We start from the raw sequence: 16,719 nt of genomic DNA, 5'->3' as shown, positions 1-16,719 counted from the left end.
TAGTGTGCTTTATGAATGCGAAGTTCGTGAAAGTGGCTGCCGCGAAATCGCACGAACTTCGCATTCAGCACACTAGTTTTGCGGCGCGTGATCGAAGACGCGCTTGCTGAGAATGGCATGGACGCCCCAATTGCCGTCCACCACCTGCGTCACGCCGAAATCCACCGCCACCGACATCAGCGCGATCGCCTCGTCCTCGGTGAGGCCTTTGATGTTCATCAGGAAGCGCCGCATCTTGCGGAACGCATCCTTCATCGCGAGATCGAGCGACGAGGTCGCGTAGACCTCGCTCTGCCCCTTGGCGCCGAATTCGGCGAGATAGTTGGGATGACTGAAGCCCATCAGCACCCAGTCGGCTTCAGTCTCGATCAGCGGATAGGTAAGATCGGCGAAGGGCTGATTGGTAAGCTCGTTCTTCTTATGCAGGATGACCTGGAACGTGCCGGTCATCGAACATTCGATGGCGGTGCCGCCGAGTTCGCCGTCGCCCTGCGCAGCATGGGGATCGCCGACTGACAATAGCGCCCCCGGCACCGACACCGGCAGATAGACCGCCGAGCCCTTGCCGAGCCGCCAATTGTCGAGATTGCCGCCGAAATATGCGGGCGGGACGGAATCGACAAGCTCGGCCTCGCGTGGCGCAAGCGCGATGACTCCGAAATGCGGGCGCAGCGGAATGCGGATGCCGTCGAGCACGTCGTGGCGGCGCCGCACCGATGACGGCGGGATCGGAATGCCCGGATAGTCGTAAGTCTTGTGCAGCGTCCCGAACGGATCGGTCTGCGGCTCCCAGCGATAGGAATACAGCGCACGGGCATGCGGCGCGTCATCGTCGTCGACGATCTCGTAGATCGTCACCGCCTCATGGGCGTTCTGCTCGGCAAGGAACTCCTTGTAGTGATAGCCCCACCAGGCCGCGACGCTGCTGCCGAACACGCGGCCCTCGAAGTCCGGATTGCGGCTCGCGCGCGGCGCGATGTCGAGGATGCGGATTTCCAGTACGTCCCCTGGCTCCGCATCCTTCACGGCCACCGGCCCGGTGCAAATGTGAACGCCGAATCCCTCGCCGGCGCCGCGGCCGTAGATCGAGGCATCGAGCGGGCCGGCGCCGCGGCGATCGACGTTCTTCCGATCGCGCGTCCAGTGGAACACGCTCTCCGCGCCTGGATCACCCTTGATCATGCGCTCGGGATCGTCGGAGGCGTGCTGGGTCAGCGTCTCAATGGTGATGGTGTCGCCGGAGCCGATCTCGACCTGCGGCGGCAACGAATGGCTGAAATAGCCCCAATGCACGCGCGAGGCATCCGCGGCGAGATGGTGATGGCGCGGCGCGTCCGCGATCTCCACGTCGTGCGCGTTGAACGGCGCAGCCGTCCTGCGCGCCAGCGCTGCGCGCCGGCTGCACAGCTGCGCCAGCGCCTGTTGAGGCCAGCCACGTTGCACCGTGGCCGCGGATGCGGTCTGCCGCTCGGCTTCATGCTGGCGGAATTCGCGCGGCGACAGACCGAAGCGCTGGCGAAACGCGCGGCTGAAATGGGCAGAGTCGTTGAAGCCGACGCGGAACGCGATCTCGGAAATCGAACGATGCGCCTCGGCGGGATTCGACAGATCGGCCCAGGTGCGCTGCAGCCGACGTTCGCGCAGGTAATGCGTGAAACTGGTGCCGGCCCCCTCGAACAGCTTTTGCAGATAGCGTTCAGAAATGCCCTCGGCACTGGCGATTTTGACCGGCGTCAGATCGGGTTCCTCGAGGCTGCGTTCGACGGTCTGGCACAGGCGATGCAGCGTCGCTGCCTTGGAAGCGCCGCCGCCGCGATCGCCCGCCGTCTCGCCGTGCTGACGCATGAAGGTCGGCAGCAGATCGGCGAGACTTCGCGCCAGCGCCGTCCATTCGACATCGGACAGCGCGTCGAGATCGCGCGCGGCGAGCTCCATCATCTGCGCGAATACGCTGCCAAAGCCGCCGGGCTGGAGCACCCGCACCTCGCCGCCTTGCAACGTGGCGCGATGGCGATGTGCCGGTTCGGACGTCACCGACAGCACTACCGCGCGCATCTCGCGCTGGAACGACACGCTCCAGTCCCCTGCGCGTGGCAGCAAGAGAAGATGCCGCGCAGCAACGATCTGATAACCGGTGGTCGTCTTCAGCGCCACCCCGTCTTCGAGCGGCAGCAGCACCAGCGGATGATCGGCCACAGCATCCGTGCGCGGCGACACCGATTGTGGCCCTGCCGAAAGCCTGGCCAGCGTCACGCCCTGAAAGCTGCGCCGCACCGCGATGGCATGGCCGGCATGGGTGCTCGTGGCGACCGTGGGCTGCAAGCCGACCGACGCCAGGACGTCCCGCCACGCCTCGGGGCGGTCGCCTTCGGAGTAGGATTCACTCGTGAACGGACGCAACCTCATGCATCGACCTTTATGGCCGAAGCGAAGCAATCTCCGTGCCATCCCCAAGGATGACACGTCCTGCTCGGTGGCCGGCGCGTGATCAGTCACACCGGAACACGTTCTTGCGGATGGTCCCGTGCACGCCCCAATTGGCGTCGACCACCTGCGTCACGCCAAAATCTGCCCCCACCGACATAAGCGAGATCGCCTCGTCCTCGCTGAGCTTGTGCACCGTCATCAGGAAGCGCCGCATCTTGCGAAAGGCGTCGCGCATGGCGCGGTCGAGGCTGGAGTGATTGGCGATTTCGAGCTGCGCATTGGCGCCGAGCTCGGCGAGATAGTTCGGGTAGGTGAAGCCGTAGACCGACCAGGCGTCGGGGGTTTCCAGCATCGGATGCGTCAGGCCTTCGAGCTGTGTGCCGCCGAGATCGCGATGCTTGTGCAGGATGAATTCGAAATCGCCGGTGAGCGAGGTCTCGATCGCCGTGCCGCCGAGCTCGCTGTCGCCCTGCGCGGCATGCGGATCACCGACCGAAAAGAACGCACCGGGCACCGCAACCGGATAGAACATCTTGGCCCCCTTGCCGACGCGCCAGTCGTCGATGTTGCCGCCGGTATAGCTCGGCGGGATCGAGGAGACGAAATCCTGCTCCGACGGCGCGAGGCCCATGGTGCCAAAATGCAGCCGCGCGGGCACACGGACATTGCTCAGAACATTCTCACGCTTGACGACGGTGGCGTGATCGACGCGGACGCCGGGATAATCGATGGTCGGGTGCACGATGCCATCAGGATCGGTCTGCGGCGTCCAGACATAATTGTAGACCGCTTTGGCGAAGGGCTCACCCGACGCGTCGAGCTCGAAGATCGTCACCACCTCGCGCGGCTTCGGCTCTTCGATCAGGTCGTGATAGTGAAAGCCCCAATTGGCCGCGACGTTGGAGCCGAAGCATTTGCCGGCATGGCAGGCGTTGCAGGCCGGCCTCGGTCGCACGTCGAGAATGCGAACCTCCAGCACGTCGCCCGGCTCGGCGCCTTCGATCGCCACCGGACCGGTGAGCAGGTGCACGCCGACGCCTTCGCCGGAGCCGCGGATGAACGGCCCTTCGATGGGCCCCGAACCACGCCGCACCACCGCCTTGTGCTCGCGCGTCCATTTGAATACGCTCTCGGCACCCGGATCGCCCTCGATCATGCGCTCGTAATCGTCATTGGCGTGATGCGTCAGCGTCTCGATGGTCGCGCGGTCGCCGGACTTCAGCGTCAATGCCGGCGCCACGACCTTGCTGAAATAGCCCCAATGCACAGTCTTCGCAGATACCGGCAGCAGATGATGTTTCACGCAGGGGTCCTCACGCGGATGGAAACGGAACGGGTTCTATTCATGCGACCTCGGCCTCCATGGCATTGAGGAAACGCTGCGCGACCGGATTGCGCGGATTGCTCAGCACCTCGTCGGCCGGGCCTTCCTCGACGATCGCGCCATCCGCCAGCAGCACCACGCGATCAGCGACTTCACTGGCGAAGCGCAGTTGATGGGTTGAGATGATCATGGTGAGGCCGTCTTCCACCGCGAGGCGACGGATCACTTCAAGGACCTCATTGACGAGTTCGGGATCGAGCGCGGAGGTCGGCTCATCCAGCAACAGCACGCTGGGATTCGGCGCGATCGCACGGGCGATGGCGACGCGCTGCTGCTGGCCACCGGAGAGATGCCGCGGCAACGCATCGGCGCGGTGGCTGAGGCCGACGCGCCCGAGCAGTTCGGTCGCCCGGCGATCCGCATCGATGCGCGACACACCATGCACCCAGCGCAGCGGCCCGGCGATGTTCTCCTTCGCGGTGAGGTGACCGAACAGGTTGAACTGCTGGAACACCATACCGACACCGACCTCGGCGCGCGCCTGCGCCAACAGTCGCGGCGACAGCGCCTTGCCGCTATCGCTGAAGCCGAGCCGGCGACCGCCGACCTTGATGCTGCCGTCGTTCCAGAGTTCGAGATTGTTGATACAGCGGAGCAGCGTGCTCTTGCCGGAGCCGGACGGCCCGAGCAGGGCGACCACCTCGCCGATCCGCACCGTGAGATCGACGCCGGCGAGCACCATTTGCTTGTCATAGCTTTTGCGCAATGCGGCAACATCGACCGCCACATTGTTCCGCTTAAGGATCTCGTTGCGTTTGGCGCGATCGACACGCTCGGTCTGCGCCCGCGGCGGCGGCAATTCGGCGACACCGGCATCGGGCAAGATCTCGGGCGGCGCGTCCTCGGCCGCAATCAGCGGATCATCGAGTCCCTGCGCGCGATACCCCGGCATCATCCGCATCAGCTTGATCTGCTTCGATGCGCGGTCGAGATCGAACAGCCATTCGAGGAACAGCTGGATGCCGGCGATCGCCGCGGTAAGGAACAGATAGATCAGGCCCGAGGCGAAGAAGATCGAGAAGAAATCGAAAGTTGCCGACGCCATCTGGGTCGAACGCAACGTCAGCTCCTGCACGGCGATCACCGACGCCAGCGAGGAATTCTTCAGCGCGCTGACGGTCTCGTTGCCGAAGGCGGGGATCATCGAGCGGATCGCCTGCGGGGCGATGATCCGGCGCATCAGGACGCCGGGCGTCATGCCGAGCGCCTGCCCGGCCAGCACCTGGCCGCGATCGACGCCGAGCACGCCGGAGCGCAGCATCTCGGCGATGAACGGAGCTTCGTTGCAGGCCAGCGCGAGGCCGGCGGCGAGAATGGCCGGTAGCTTGATGCCGATCTGCGGCAGGGCATTATAGGCGAACACCATCTGCAGGATCAGCGGCGTGCCGCGAAAGATCACGGTGTAGACCCGGGCGAAGGACGCCAGCGCCCTGAAGCGGCTGAGTTGCATCCACGCCAGGATCACACCGAGGATCAGGCCGCCGAGCAGACCGAGGGCGGTGACCTGCAAGGTCGCCTGAATGCCCTCGATCATATACGGCATGGTCAAATAGTGGAGGAACAGCTCCATGGAGCATGTCGTCCTTTTGCCGGTGCTGGGGCCTACTTGACCGTCAGCAGACCGGGCTCGATCAGGTTCTCCGGATCGAGATTCCACTTCTTCAGCAACGCGAGCTGATCGCCCGATTTGTAGATCTCGGTCAGCGCCGCCTTCACGGCATCGCGGAAGGCCGGTTTGTCCTTGGGCACGCCGATGCCGACCTTGTACGGGATCGTCACCGCGATAGCTTTTTCGAGCTTGTCGGGATAGGCCTTCACCGCATTGTCGACGGTGTTGACGTCGTTGACATAGGTGTCGGCGCGTCCGGCCAGAATCGCCTGGATGCAGTTGGCGTTGTTGTCGTAGAGCTGAATGGTCGGCTCAGGCTTGCCCTCCTTCTTGCACTCCGGCACGAGCGCCTGGATCAGCGGAACTTCAACGTAGCCTGTGTTCTCGGCCGCTGCCGCACCGCACATCGAGGTGTTGATGCCGGAGATCTTCTTCGGATTGCCCTTGGCGACCAATACGCCGTCGAACACCTTCGAATAGGTGATGAAGTCGGCCGCCTTGGCACGCTCTTCCGTGGCGTAGATGTCGGAGATCACAATGTCGGCCTGACCACTGGACAGCGTGGTCAGAAGTGCGGCGAAGGTCACCGCCTTGTAGGTCAGCTTGAAGCCGAGGCATTCGCCGATCTGCTCGCCGAGATCGATATCGAAGCCGACATATTTGCTCGGATCCTTCGGATCGATCGACTCGTAGCCCGGCGTATGCGGATTGATTGCGTTGACGAGGGTCTTGCCCTTCCAGTCCGGATACTTTGCCTGCAGCTCCGCACAGGCGGCCGGCGCAGCTGCCCTGGCGTCGGTTGGAGCACCGACGCCCACAACGAGCAATGCCCCTAACGCTGCGATGTGCATGAGTTTGTACGCGCGCGGAAAAGATAACGTGACCATTCGATCCTCTTTCGACGTTGTCATGGCGCAAGCCACGGTCCAAACCTCGAAGAAGTAAACGGCGGTCTCCGGCGGAAAACTTGTCTGGGGACGCACAATTAATTGGATGAACTCCCGCCAAACCTTGGGCAGGACGCGCTCATATTTTGAGCAATCCCTTTCGCGGGTATCACGACCGATATTGTGAAGCGGCCTATGGCCGCTTCAGCCCGTGGCGGGCACGGGCTTCTCCGCCGACGCGTTCCACGGGCGGTCCGGCGAGGCGAGGCCGATCAGGCGGCCCTGGATGAAGTCGCAGCCCCATTCGCGCAGCATCACGGCGGCTTCCTCGTCCTGCACCCATTCGGCGACCGTCCTGATCTCGAGGCGGCGGGCGAGATCGATCAGCGTTTGCACGAAAGCGCGGTCGTCGGCCGAACGCACGATGTTCTGCACGAAGGCGCCGTCGATCTTCACGATGTCGACGCCGAGCTTGCGCAAGTTGCGGAACGAGGTGTAGCCGGCGCCGAAATCGTCGATCGCGATCCGGCTGCCGAAGTTCTTCAGGCGCGTGACAAAGCCGCGCACGTCGTCGATATCCTGGATCGCCACCGTCTCGGTGATCTCGACGATCAGCCGCTCGCCGACGCCGTGATGCGCGCGCATCAGGGATTCGATGGTGGCCCACCAGTCCGGATCCATCGTGGTGTCGGGCGAGATGTTGAGGCTGAGCTGTACGCCGGGAGCGGCAGCGAGCTCGGCGATGGCGAGCTCCAGCACACGGTGATCGACCAGCCGGATCAGGCCGAGCCGCTCGGCGACCGGCACGATATCGGGCGCGAGCAGCGCGCGGCCGTCGTCCTGCTCCATCCGGACCAGGCACTCGTAGAACGCGGGCTGCCGCAGGCGCGCATCGACCACGGGCTCGAAGCCGATCACGATGCGGCGCTCGTTCAGCGCGGTGACGATCTCGTCGGTGACGCGGATGTTGACGCGGCGCTGGGCGTCGCGCTCGACATTCGGCTTCCACAGCGCGAACGATCCGGCGCGGCGGCTCTTGGCCGCGTCCAGCGTCTCCTGGGCGCGATTGACCGCCTCCTCCGCCGACCGCGCATGGCGGGGAATGGTGACGGCGCCGATCGAGACCGTCACCGATACCGGGCCGGACTTGGTCGGCACCACCTCGTCGCGCACCGCGGCCAGGAAGCGCTCGGCCGCGACATTGGTGTCGTCGACGGTGCAGTTGCGCAGGATCAGGCCGAACTTGTTGCCGGAGAAACGGCCGAGCATGTCGCCGCTGCGCAGCCGCGCGCGAATCCGCTTCGCGACCTCGGCGATGACGGCGTCGGCGACATCGAAGCCAAAGGCATCGTTGACCCGCGCGAGGTGATCGATGCCGATCAGCATGAAGGCGCAGGAGGAGCGGAAGCGCGCGCACTCCTCCATCGTCTCGGCGAGCGAGGCGATCAGATGGGTGCGGTTGAGCTCGTTGGTCAGCGGATCGTGCCGCGACAGCTTCAGCAGCTGCTCGTCGCGGGCGTGCCGTTCATTGTTGATGCGGACGACACCCTGCACGCGCGCCGGCCTGCCGTCGGCGCCGGCAAACCAGCAGCCGGTCTCCTCGATCCAGATCACCGGCGCCGAGGTGACGGCCCGCACGCCATATTCGATCCGGTAGGGAACGCCCTCCCCGCCGCGTACCGGCGCCGGCGCGGACTGGCCCAGCGCATCAGTACGAACCGAGCGCGATGGCTCGATCAGCTTTGCAAGCTCGGCACCGCTCGCCAGCGCCGCGACCGGGATATCCGGGAAGACTGCCGCCACATTGTCGCTCCAGGCGATCGCATCGCTCGCGAGGTCCCAGGCGAATGTCGCTTGGCCGAGCGAGGCGAGGATGCTGGCAGCTGGCGGGACAGGGGGCATCGAACATGTCTCGATTTGGGACGGCGCCCGGTGATTCTACACGCTCTCAAGATAGTGGTTCCGGCGAATCCAACGCTAGGTGAAGTTGATAAATAATCTGGAAACCACGTTTTCGACTGTCCGGGAACGAACTGGGGACGGCGGGCATGACCCTTGCCACAGGGGTGTTGCGGAGGGCCGCAACTTCCCAAACTATGACGCTCCAACGGGTCGCAGACGATGCCGGATATCGATCAATCGGAAATCCTCGACGGCGAGTGCACCGGCGATGCTGCGGCGGCCAGCACGGCGCTGGTGCCGCTGGCCGCGACCACCCATTGGGCGCCCAAGATCCCGCTGCCGCATGCCGATCCGTCGTTTGTGGCTCATCTGATCGCCACCGCCGCACACGAATCGCAGACGCGCGGGCAGCGGCGTGGGTCATTGGCCGACGCGCAGAGCGCTTACGGCCCGCATGTCGACGAACGCCGCAGCGTGGCGCGGCGGACCCGGCAGATCATCTAGGAAAATATCAGCGCTGCGGCGCGTCCGACGGCGGATGGCCGCCCGGCTGCAAATCCGGCGAGGTCACCGTCGGCTTTGGCGCGGACTGATCGAGTAGCACGGATTCCGCAACCGACGTCGCCGAGGGGACCGGTGCGGCCGGTGGCGGCGCGGCAGGCGCCGGCGCGGCGACAGGCGCGGGCTCAGGCCGGGGTGCCGGCTCCGCTACGGGTGCAGGTTGCGGTGCCTCAGCTGCCGCAGGGTGCGCCCTGCCGGCGCTGGGCGCCGGCGCGACCACCGCACGGCGGCGGGTGCGCAGCGCAATTCCGGAAATGAAATCGACCAGCGCCAGCAGCGTGAGCAGGCCATAGGTCGAGTTGCCGAATTTCGGCCAGAGCACGAATTCGGCAGCGGCGGCGCCGAACACGATCAGCGACAGCAGATGGTCGGTGAGATATTTCGCGCCGGGGCGCGCGCCCTTGATGACCTCGAGCAGCAACAGCAGCACGGCGGCGGCGAGCAGCATGTCGCTGAGCGTGATCTGCCACTGCTCGCCCGACAGCAATGTCAGCCTGATCAGCGGGTCGGTGAACGACACGCCGGGCATCAGGAAAGCGATGATGTTGTAGACCGCGAGCGGAACGAGCAGCAGCGGAAAACCGACCATCGGGGCTTGCGCCTTATTCAGGGAGAACCAGCAATGCGGCGATGCTCATTGGCCTCGCCGCGGACGCGCCCGTCTTGGCCGCACTCGTTGACCGAATTCAGGCGCCGCGCCGCATGGCTGCGGCGCGTAGGCCGAATGTCCGATCAGGACTCTTTCTTGGCCTTCAGGACCTGGCGGCCCTTGTACATGCCGGTCTTCAGGTCGAGGTGGTGCGGACGGCGCAGTTCGCCGGAGTCCTTGTCCTCGACATAGGTCGGGGTCTTGATCGCATCGGCCGAACGGCGCATGCCACGGCGCGACGGCGAGGTTTTTCTTCTGGGAACGGCCATGACGGTGTCCTCTAGGGGTGTTGCGGAGGCATCGTCCGAAATGGGGACGAGCGCACAGCGCTTCAAAGCGCCAGCTGCGATGCCGGTAAGGCCGCGCTTATAGAGGAAGGCACTGCGTAAAGCTAGGGCCGGAGACAGCAAAAAGCGTCCGAAATCGGCCTCAGGAGCCGCGATTTTCGCGCCAGCAGCGCGTCACGGAGTTGGCCCGGACCATATAGGTGGCGGACAGCCTGCGGACCCCCGGGCCGGGGTTCCGGGCGCTCCTCTTGACCGGATTCGGCAGGATCGCGGCCAAAAGCGCGGCCTCGCGGGCTGACAGCCCAGCGGCGGACCGGCCGAAGGCATATTGGGCGCCGGCTTCGGCGCCGAACTGGCCGGACGGGCCCATTTCCGCGATATTGAGGTAGATTTCCAGGATCCGCTGCTTGGGCAGCACGAGATCGATCCAGAGGGCCAGCGGCAGTTCCAGCCCCTTGCGGATCACGCTGCGGCCGGACCACAGGAACAGGTTCTTGGCGACCTGCTGGGTGATGGTCGAGCCGCCGCGAGCCACCTCGCCATCCTCGGCGTCGTCGAGCACCTCGCGCAGCGCGCCCCAGTCGATGCCCCGATGCTTGCAGAAATGAGCATCCTCCGAGCCGACCACGGACCGCACCAGATAAGGCGACATCGCGCCGAAATCGATCCAGTGCCGCGTCACCGGGGCCCCGCGCAGGGTCCGCCACGCCATCAGCGCCGAAACCGGATGGCCGGTGCGGTAGAACGGCGCCACCAGACACGGCAGCAACAGCAGGGCCAGCAAAAGCAGCAATAAAATTCGGACGATGCGCAAAACAGGGGTTTCCGGGGAGGACCATTCCAGGAAGGATTTGGGACCCGCCCGCCAGAACACGGCCGGCGCCGTCGACGTCTGCGGGATAATTCACGGTTTTTCCAGCACTTTTAAGGCGCATTCCGTCGCAGGGCGGGAATTGACGAAGCCGATGCCATCAACGATTGTCCGGCCGAAAATCGATCTGGAGCAATTCTTAATGACGACCGGTACTGCAGAGTTTTCCAAGCGGCTGGACCAGACCGCGGAGGATACCGAAGCCCTGCTCGCCAAACTGCTGTCCGACGCGACCGAAAGCGACGAAATCGTGCGCCCGAAGCGGCTGATCGAGGCGATGCGCTATTCGAGCCTCGGCGGCGGCAAGCGGCTGCGGCCGTTCCTCGCGGTCGAGAGCGCCGCGGTGTTCGGCATCCCGCGCGAATCCGCGCTGCTGGTCGGCGCCGCGCTGGAATGCATCCACTGCTACTCGCTGATCCACGACGACCTGCCGGCGATGGACAATTCCGATCTGCGCCGCGGCCGCCCGACCCTGCACAAGGCCTATGACGACGCCACCGCGATCCTCGCCGGCGACGCGCTGCTCACCATCGCCTTCGACATCATCACCCGTGATGCGATCCACAAGGACGCCCAGGTCCGCCTGCTCCTGACCCGCGCGCTGGCGCGCGCCTCCGGCGTCGGCGGCATGGCCGGCGGCCAGATCCTCGACCTCGCCGGCGAAGGCCGCTTCGGCGACCGCGAGCCGGTCGACGTCGCGCGCCTGCAGCAGATGAAGACCGGCGCGCTGCTCCGCTTCGGCTGCATCGCCGGCGCGATCCTCGGCCAGTCCTCGCAAAAGGAGTACCAGGCGCTCGACGATTACGGCAAAGCACTCGGTGAAGCCTTCCAGATCGCCGACGATTTGCTCGACGTCGAGGGCGATGCTGCCGCGCTCGGCAAGCCGGCCGGCGCTGACGCCGCGCTCGGCAAGACCACCTTCGTCACCCAACTCGGCATCGATGGCGCCAAGCAGCGCGTCCGCGATCTCCTCGCGCGTGCCGACGCCGCGCTGTCGGTGTTCGGCGACCGAGGCGACGTGCTGCGCGCGGCCGCCCGCTTCGTCGCCGAGCGCAAGAACTAGCCGAGAGCACAGCGCGAAATGAACAAGGAGATCGACGACCGCCTTGTTCGCTTCCGCAAGCTGCCGCTGCCGGTCCGCGTCGTCGTGGGCCGGCCGCGCACCTTCGGCTCGATCGCTTTCGGTATCCTGGCTGCGCTGCTGGTGCCGGGAGCACCGCGCATCGTCACGCGGCTGCTCGCGGGCTGGGATGCCTTCGCCGCGCTGTATCTCGTGCTTGCCTATGTGATGATGCTGCGCTGTGGCGTCGCCCATATCAAGCGAAGCGCCATCCTGCAGGACGACGGACGTTTCCTGATCCTGCTGCTGACCGCGTTCGGCGCGCTGGCGAGCCTCGCCGCCATCGTGTTCGAGCTCGGCGCATCGAAGGGCAGCTCGGCGGGACTGGCGCTGGCAATCGTCACCATCACGCTGTCATGGGCCTTGGTGCACACCGCGTTCGCGCTGCACTACGCCCATGAGTATTACCGCGGCAAGACGCCCGGCGGATTGCAGTTTCCGAGCGGCGAGGAACATGCCGACGCCGATTACTGGGACTTCGTCTACTTCTCGTTCGTGATCGGCATGACCGCGCAGGTCTCCGACGTCGGCATCACCGACAAGATCATCCGCCGCACCGCGACCGTGCACGGCATCATCTCGTTCGTGTTCAACACCGCGCTGCTCGCCCTGATGGTAAACATCGCCGCGAGCGCGATCTAGCCGCGCCGCCTGATGAGATGCCGTGCGCAAGGCGGTCGGCAAGGAGCACAAGCAGCACGCCGATGACGTCGCGCGGATTTATTCCCCGCCTTGCGTCACGTGCTCCTGATATTGCGGCAGATCGTCCGTTATCGCGTACCACGGCGCCTTGGAGCCGACGAAGATGTGGGCGGTCGGCCGGATCGCCGGCGCATCGAGCAGCGTGCCCATCGCGACATGGACATAGGCGCCGTCGCGGACCTGCGAATAGAGCAGCGAGCCGCAGCGGCCGCAATGCGCGTCGTGGGTGAGCTCATCGCCATAGATCAGGAGCTCATCAGCGCCGCTGACCACGGTGAATTTGTCGCGCGCGATTCCCGCGAATGGCTTGAACGCCGATCCCGTGGTGCGCCGGCAGTTCGAGCAGTGACAATTGAGCGCATAGGCAAACGCGTCGGCCACCTCGTAGCGCACGTCGCGGCAGAAGCATTCGCCGGTCAGGATATGTTCGTTCGAATTTGCAGATGCGGTCACAACTCGTCCCTCACGCAGAATTTTGTCGCCGGCCATGGCGCAATCTAGCGGTTCATGGCTAAATCCTAGCATTGTGTCTCTGACAGTCCATTCCGTCATTCCGGGGCGCGACGAAGTCGCGAACCCGGAATCCAGAGGTTGTGGATCGAGATTCCGGGTTCTCGCTTCGCGAGCCCCGGAATGACACTGAGTGAATCACGCGTCAGAGACGCAACACTAACAGATCAAACCCTGCCGGGAGGACCAACCAATGAGCCAAGATCGATCCAGCGTCGAAAGCGTCGTGCAAACCTATTTCGACGGTCTCTACGAGAGCAATGCCGACAAGCTCGCCGAGGCTTTTCATCCGAGCGCCGATTTGCGCTGGGTGGAGAAGGGCGAGCTGAAGGTCCTGACCGTGCCGGACTGGCTTGCCCTGGTGCGCAAGCGCACCTCGGCGAAGGCCGAAGGCAAGCCGCGCGAGGATTTTATCGTCACCATCGACCGCTCCGACGACAACACCGCCTTCATCAAGGTGCGCTGCCAGCTGCCGCCGCGCTATTTCACCGACTATCTGGTGGCGATGAAGCTCGCCGACGGCTGGCAGATCGTCTCGAAGTCGTACCGCTACGACCTCAGGGATTGATCGACCGGGCGCGGCGCGCCCGCGACGGCTTTGTGACACGCCCCCCGCGGTCCGGCTCCGGCCGGACCGCATTGACTGGCACCGGTTTCCGGGCGAATTGAGCCCGTTATGGAAGCCAAATTTCAGATTTTTCTCACTTTGCTCGGCGTGCTGGCGGGAACCGCCCTGGTGGCGCGGCGGACCGATATCGCGCCCGCGATCCTGCTGCTGCTGGTCGGCATCGTGCTCGCCTTCGTGCCGGGCATGCCGTCGCTGGAACTGCCGCCTGAGCTGGTGCTGCTGGTGGTGCTGCCGCCGCTGATCTATTCGGCGAGCGTCGCGATGAGCTGGCGCGAGTTCAAGGCCAACCTGCGGCCGATCATCCTGCTGTCGGTCGGCTGCGTGATCTTCACCGCCTTCATGGTCGCGGCCGCGACCCATTATCTGATCGGCCTGCCCTGGAGCATCGGCTTCCTGCTCGGCGCCATCGTCGCGCCGCCTGACGTGGTCGCGCCGCTGGCGATCGCCCGCAGGCTCGGCATGCCCCGCCGCATCCTGGTGGTGCTCGAGGGCGAAGGGCTCGCCAATGACGCGACCGCGCTGATCCTCTACCGCTTCGCGCTCGCCGCGATCACCACCGGGCTGTTCTCGCTGCCGAAGGCGACCGGCACTTTCCTCGTCATCGTCGCCGGCGAGATCGCGTTCGGCACCGCGGTCGGCTGGCTCAGCCTGCGCGCCCGCCGCCGCGCCAGGGATCCGCAGGTCGAGATCACGCTGTCGCTGATCACGCCCTACCTCGCCTACTGGATCCCCGAGCATTTCGGCGGCAGCGGCGTGATCGCGACCGTCGCCTGCGGCCTCTACATGAGCTGGAACGGACCGCTGTTGATCTCGGCCGCGACGCGCCTGCAGGGCATCTTCTTCTGGGACTTGATCATCTATCTGATCGAGGGCCTGCTGTTCCTCTTGACCGGCTTCCAGATGCGTTCGCTGTACGAGAAGTCGAAGTCGTTCCCGCTGCACGACATCCTCACCGCGACCGTGCTTGTCGCCGTCATCGTGATCGTGGCGCGCTTCGTCTGGGTGTTTCCCGGCACCTATCTGCCGCGCTGGATCAGCCGACGCGTGAGCGAGCGCGATCCGCTGCCGTCGGGGCGGGCGGTGTTCGTGGTCGCCTTCACCGGCGTGCGCGGCGCGGTCTCGCTCGCCGCGGCGCTGGCGCTGCCGCTGACATTGCCGAGCGGAGACGCCTTCCCGTATCGCGACCTGATCCTGTTCGTCGCCTTCGGCGTGATCTTCGTGACGCTGGTCGGGCTCGGCCTCACTCTGCCACCGGTGGTGCGCTGGCTCGGCCTCGCCAGGGACGGGCGCAGCGAGCACATCGCCGAGCACGAGCAGGAGATCGCGGCGCGGCGCGAGGCGCTGAACGCCGCGCTGAAGTCGCTCGATGCCATCACCGACGACCGCGAGCTTTCCGACGAGGTGATCAAGCTTTTGCGCTCACGGCACGAGATCCGGATCAACCAGCTGCCCGACTCGCTCAATCCCGACACGCACGACGTTTCCGCCACCGGCACCGAGCTGACGCGGGAGCTGATCGCCTCCGAGCGCAAGTTCATCCACATGCTGCTGCGCGACGGCAAGATCACCGACGAGACAAGGCGCCGGATCGAGCGCGACCTCGACCTCGAGGAAGCCAGCCTCGCCAACCGCGAGTATCGCAGGATGCCGCTGTAGCGCGTGAAGCGCGCGGTATCCCTCCCCACGTCGTCCCGGCGCAGGCCGGGACCCATAACCACCGTCGCTGGCTTGGCGAAGGTTCGGGCCACAGCGCATCTCAACAATATCCAACGGTGGTTATGGGTCCCTGCTTTCGCAGGGACGACAGCAGAGATTACTCCGCCGCGGCGTTCTGGCCGGGACCGCCGACGAAGCCGGCGGGATCGCCGAACCGCTCGATCATGACGGCGGTGAGGTCCTTGGTCTTGCTGGTGACGCAGGCGCCGGAGCGCACGGTGTAACGGTCCTGATGCTGAGCATGCGGCGGCGCCTCGCCCTTTTGCAGCGCGCGGGCCGCCTCCATGACCAGCTTGCGGAAATGCATGATGCCGAGATCGGTCGGGCCGAGATGCTCGCGGGTACGGTCGGCGATCGGGCCCTGGCTGTCCTGCACCGCGGCGTCCTGCTCGGAGACGCCCTTGATGCCGGTGTAGCTCTTGGTCCGCTGCAGCTTGCGGTCGATCAGATAGTCGTTGGCCTTGTTGCGCAGCGGCACGTAGTTCTCGTCGACGACAGCCATCACGCCGTTGCCGTTGGCGTAGCCTTCGCGCTCGGCATCGGTCAGCGGCCGGTGGGGATTCCACGCATAGGTGTAGATCCAGCAATTGGTGTCGGTGACCGGCACGAAGGTCTGGCCGAACATGTTCTCGCCCGGCATCGAGCTCGGCGCGTAGCTGTGGAACGGCATCAGGAACTGGGCGATGCGCCAGTAGATGTTGTCGCTGCCGGTGAGCCGTCCGCCCGCCACCGTGAGGCCGGCCTCATGCGGATTGATCTTGATCACCGGGCGCGGGTCCTCGGCGATCCAGCGCATGTGATCGGTCGCGACCCGGGTCAGCGGGTTCACGAAATGCTTCTTGATGTCGAGGATCTCGTTCTCCTCCTTCTCGAAGGAGAGATGCGCGAAGGTGAAATGCGCGGTGTCGATCGAGCCTTCCACCGCCTGCACCCAGTTGCAGTCCTGCCACTTCTTGGTGACGAAGCGGTGCGAGGCCGGCAGCAGCGCCATCTCCAGCGCCGGCAGTTCTGGCATCTGATCGGCCGGGCCCATATAGGCCCAGATCATGTCGCCCCATTCGCGCACCGGATAGGACTTGATCCGGATCAGGTCCTTTGCGTTGAGGTCGGGATACGAGGTCGGCATATCGACGCAGCGGCCGTCGGTATCGAACTTCCAGCCGTGATAGACGCAGCGGATGCCGCATTCCTCGTTGCGGCCGAGCCAAAGATTGGCGCCGCGATGCGCGCAGTACTGGTCGATGACGCCGACCACGCTTCTGGTGTCGCGGAAGGCGAGCAGCTCCTCGCCCATGACAACGATCTTCTTCGGGTCGCTGTCCGGCTCCGGCAGTTCCTCGGACAGCAGCACCGGAATCCAGAACCGCCGCAGCAATTCGCCCATGCCGGTCCTCTCACCGGATTCGGTGAGGAATTTGTTGTCCTCGGCGCGAAGCATGGGCGGTCTCCCGATGGCATTTTTTCAG

General features: G+C 65.2%; 15 protein-coding genes. 5 read left to right on the top strand and 10 right to left on the bottom strand.

What is annotated here, in order from left to right:
- Positions 1–72 precede the first annotated feature (72 nt).
- The 5 genes from Q2M23_RS38720 to Q2M23_RS38700 all read right to left on the bottom strand — a co-directional run bounded on the left by Q2M23_RS38720 (position 73) and on the right by Q2M23_RS38700 (position 8,209).
- Positions 73–2,406, bottom strand: a complete 2,334-nt coding sequence (locus tag Q2M23_RS38720) for an acetamidase/formamidase family protein (RefSeq protein WP_316398855.1) — start codon at positions 2,404–2,406, stop codon at positions 73–75.
- Between the two features lie 82 nt (positions 2,407–2,488).
- On the bottom strand, positions 2,489–3,730 hold the full coding sequence (locus Q2M23_RS38715) for an acetamidase/formamidase family protein (protein WP_316398854.1): 1,242 nt from the start codon (positions 3,728–3,730) through the stop codon (positions 2,489–2,491).
- Positions 3,731–3,770: 40 nt separating this feature from the next.
- Positions 3,771–5,381: an amino acid ABC transporter permease/ATP-binding protein gene (locus Q2M23_RS38710; protein WP_057015577.1), complete on the bottom strand. Its 1,611-nt coding sequence runs from the start codon at positions 5,379–5,381 to the stop codon at positions 3,771–3,773.
- Positions 5,382–5,413: 32 nt separating this feature from the next.
- Complete coding sequence (locus tag Q2M23_RS38705) at positions 5,414–6,307, bottom strand: ABC transporter substrate-binding protein (RefSeq protein ID WP_076824695.1); 894 nt, start codon at positions 6,305–6,307, stop codon at positions 5,414–5,416.
- A gap of 204 nt (positions 6,308–6,511) precedes the next feature.
- Complete coding sequence (locus Q2M23_RS38700; protein ID WP_316398853.1) at positions 6,512–8,209, bottom strand: bifunctional diguanylate cyclase/phosphodiesterase; 1,698 nt, start codon at positions 8,207–8,209, stop codon at positions 6,512–6,514.
- 219 nt (positions 8,210–8,428) lie between these two features.
- Between Q2M23_RS38700 and Q2M23_RS38695 the strand changes: the two genes are divergently transcribed.
- A complete protein-coding gene (locus Q2M23_RS38695) occupies positions 8,429–8,713 on the top strand; it encodes a hypothetical protein (protein WP_057015580.1) in 285 nt (94 codons plus the stop codon).
- Positions 8,714–8,720: 7 nt separating this feature from the next.
- Here the strand turns inward: Q2M23_RS38695 and Q2M23_RS38690 are convergent, their stop codons facing one another.
- From Q2M23_RS38690 to mtgA, 3 genes are all read right to left on the bottom strand, one after another.
- Positions 8,721–9,359, bottom strand: a complete 639-nt coding sequence (locus Q2M23_RS38690) for a hypothetical protein (protein ID WP_057015581.1) — start codon at positions 9,357–9,359, stop codon at positions 8,721–8,723.
- A 143-nt stretch (positions 9,360–9,502) separates the two neighbouring features.
- Positions 9,503–9,688 (bottom strand): 50S ribosomal protein L32, encoded by a 186-nt coding sequence (rpmF, locus tag Q2M23_RS38685; RefSeq protein WP_021077536.1) that lies wholly within the window; start codon positions 9,686–9,688, stop codon positions 9,503–9,505.
- Between the two features lie 160 nt (positions 9,689–9,848).
- The gene (mtgA, locus tag Q2M23_RS38680; RefSeq protein WP_316398856.1) at positions 9,849–10,520 is read right to left on the bottom strand and encodes a monofunctional biosynthetic peptidoglycan transglycosylase; all 672 of its coding nucleotides are present in this window, start codon (positions 10,518–10,520) and stop codon (positions 9,849–9,851) included.
- Between the two features lie 199 nt (positions 10,521–10,719).
- On the opposite strand from mtgA, the gene Q2M23_RS38675 reads away from it, so the two are divergent.
- Positions 10,720–11,640 carry a polyprenyl synthetase family protein gene (locus tag Q2M23_RS38675; RefSeq protein WP_076824685.1) on the top strand — a complete coding sequence of 307 codons (921 nt, stop codon included), beginning with the start codon at positions 10,720–10,722 and terminating at the stop codon, positions 11,638–11,640.
- 18 nt (positions 11,641–11,658) lie between these two features.
- Positions 11,659–12,339 carry a DUF1345 domain-containing protein gene (locus Q2M23_RS38670; RefSeq protein ID WP_316398852.1) on the top strand — a complete coding sequence of 227 codons (681 nt, stop codon included), beginning with the start codon at positions 11,659–11,661 and terminating at the stop codon, positions 12,337–12,339.
- Positions 12,340–12,417: 78 nt separating this feature from the next.
- Here the strand turns inward: Q2M23_RS38670 and Q2M23_RS38665 are convergent, their stop codons facing one another.
- Positions 12,418–12,852 carry a GFA family protein gene (locus Q2M23_RS38665; RefSeq protein ID WP_253588279.1) on the bottom strand — a complete coding sequence of 145 codons (435 nt, stop codon included), beginning with the start codon at positions 12,850–12,852 and terminating at the stop codon, positions 12,418–12,420.
- A gap of 250 nt (positions 12,853–13,102) precedes the next feature.
- Between Q2M23_RS38665 and Q2M23_RS38660 the strand changes: the two genes are divergently transcribed.
- The gene (locus tag Q2M23_RS38660) at positions 13,103–13,477 is read left to right on the top strand and encodes a nuclear transport factor 2 family protein (protein WP_016847513.1); all 375 of its coding nucleotides are present in this window, start codon (positions 13,103–13,105) and stop codon (positions 13,475–13,477) included.
- A 108-nt stretch (positions 13,478–13,585) separates the two neighbouring features.
- Positions 13,586–15,193 (top strand): Na+/H+ antiporter, encoded by a 1,608-nt coding sequence (locus Q2M23_RS38655; protein WP_316398851.1) that lies wholly within the window; start codon positions 13,586–13,588, stop codon positions 15,191–15,193.
- 157 nt (positions 15,194–15,350) lie between these two features.
- On the opposite strand, the gene Q2M23_RS38650 is transcribed toward Q2M23_RS38655, so the two are convergent.
- A complete protein-coding gene (locus Q2M23_RS38650; RefSeq protein WP_316398850.1) occupies positions 15,351–16,691 on the bottom strand; it encodes a Rieske 2Fe-2S domain-containing protein in 1,341 nt (446 codons plus the stop codon).
- Positions 16,692–16,719: the final 28 nt, after the last annotated feature.

The organism is Bradyrhizobium sp. 33ap4, assembly GCF_032654765.1.
GTDB classification, from domain to species: domain Bacteria; phylum Pseudomonadota; class Alphaproteobacteria; order Rhizobiales; family Xanthobacteraceae; genus Bradyrhizobium; species Bradyrhizobium australafricanum.
This window is presented reverse-complemented; position numbering and strand designations above follow the sequence as displayed.